Raw genomic sequence first — 1,336 nt, forward strand, 5'->3', positions numbered from 1 at the left:
TCCTGCAAACCGTTGGCGACGGCGCCGGGATCGTGTCCGCCGTGACCGGGGTCGAGGACGATGGTGATGGTCATTTGTTTGCTTCCCCCTTCTGGCGCAATTGCTCAAGCCAACTGACAAGTCCCGGCGGCAGCGGCACGCCAATGACGCCGAGATTTTCGACGACGCTTAACCCTTCGCGGCCTGCATAATAGTAAAGGGCCAGTGTTCGGAAAATCGGATTTTCACCTCCCGCCATTTTATCGAGCAGGGTTGCTAGAGCGATTACGCTTAAAATGACAGCCTTCCGGACGCCGCCCCAAAACATCACTTCGCTATTAACCTTTTTCTGTCTGACCGCGCCCAGAATGCCCGTAATATAATCGCAGGCGATCAAAGCGATCAATACCTGCAGCGCAATATCCCAGCCACCAAGCGCGCTTGCGACAACTCCGGCCAGAGCCGTCACGACGCCGAATGCCGCTTCTTTTCCGGTAGCCCCGATAGCGGTAGCGGCGATGAAATCTTTGATTTGTGTCATGCCGATCGTTCCCTCCTTCGCTCCTCGTAATGATCTTAAAAGGACGTACTCTATTAGACGTACTCTATTAATAGAATATTTTTGAAAAGAAAAAAGGCCCCGGTATTAGCGGAGCCCGTCAGTTACATATTCGACTTTCGTAATTTGTTTGTATTGTTCGGCTGTAATCCAGCCGGCTGCGACAAACACTTTAATGCCGTCATTGTCGTAGCCCGGCATGCCGGCATCGTAATATTTTTGATCCATTGGTACCGCATTACGCCCCACCTCCTTCCGACGCTGTTTGCAAGGTAGCGACTTGGAGCATCAGGTCGGCGATGATTTCGTCTTGTTGTTGGATTTGCACATCCTTGGCAGCCGAGTCGATCAACAGCGTAGCGATCTGTTCGTTCATTTCCTGATCCGGCGTCTTCGGTGCTGGCGGTTGGTTCGCCCTTTCTTCCTCCAGCTCTTCCGGCGTCCTGAGCCGGACCGTATCGCCGTCGCGCTTCCATGTCCACGGCTCCGCGCTGTATGTTTGCCACTCTTCAACTGTGATCGGTACTGCTTCGCTCGGAATGTTTTCTCCATGAATCGCGTCAACAAAAAACGTCACAATTCCGCCAGTTTGAGAGTCAAACAAAGCAAAATACTGCGGCGGTTGAATCTCCTGTTCGGGCATATCTTCTTCGAATTGATCCATCGATTTCACTCCTCGTATAGTATGTTTAGAATCTTCTTTTTGAAGAATTTCCAGTTAATCTGCAGTGAAACTATGGTGGACGTAGCCGACCCGCACCGCAGCCCGAAGGGCAAGGAGCGGAAGTCGGGGTCCAG

The 1,336-nt window shown here is 52.1% G+C and carries 3 protein-coding genes; all 3 read right to left on the reverse strand.

Going from position 1 to position 1,336, the window contains the following annotated elements; translation table 11 throughout:
* Nucleotides 1–70 precede the first annotated feature (70 nt).
* Nucleotides 71–520, reverse strand: coding sequence for a phage holin family protein (locus PACILC2_RS26000; RefSeq protein WP_062489169.1), 450 nt, complete (start codon nucleotides 518–520; stop codon nucleotides 71–73).
* A gap of 105 nt (nucleotides 521–625) precedes the next feature.
* A complete protein-coding gene (locus PACILC2_RS26005; protein WP_213531920.1) occupies nucleotides 626–766 on the reverse strand; it encodes an XkdX family protein in 141 nt (46 codons plus the stop codon).
* Nucleotides 767–776: 10 nt separating this feature from the next.
* Nucleotides 777–1,202: a hypothetical protein gene (locus PACILC2_RS26010; RefSeq protein WP_244863881.1), complete on the reverse strand. Its 426-nt coding sequence runs from the start codon at nucleotides 1,200–1,202 to the stop codon at nucleotides 777–779.
* Between the last annotated feature and the right edge of the window lie 134 nt (nucleotides 1,203–1,336).

This window comes from Paenibacillus cisolokensis (genome assembly GCF_018403665.1).
In the GTDB taxonomy this organism is placed as follows: Bacteria; Bacillota; Bacilli; order Paenibacillales; family Paenibacillaceae; genus Paenibacillus_AH; species Paenibacillus_AH cisolokensis.

Bases quoted from the DNA above. Each gene is read 5' to 3' on its own strand.
- PACILC2_RS26000 (WP_062489169.1), bottom strand. From the start codon at position 520: ATGACACAAATCAAAGATTTCATCGCCGCTACCGCTATCGGGGCTACC.
- PACILC2_RS26005 (WP_213531920.1), bottom strand. From the start codon at position 766: ATGGATCAAAAATATTACGATGCCGGCATGCCGGGCTACGACAATGAC.
- PACILC2_RS26010 (WP_244863881.1), bottom strand. From the start codon at position 1,202: ATGGATCAATTCGAAGAAGATATGCCCGAACAGGAGATTCAACCGCCG.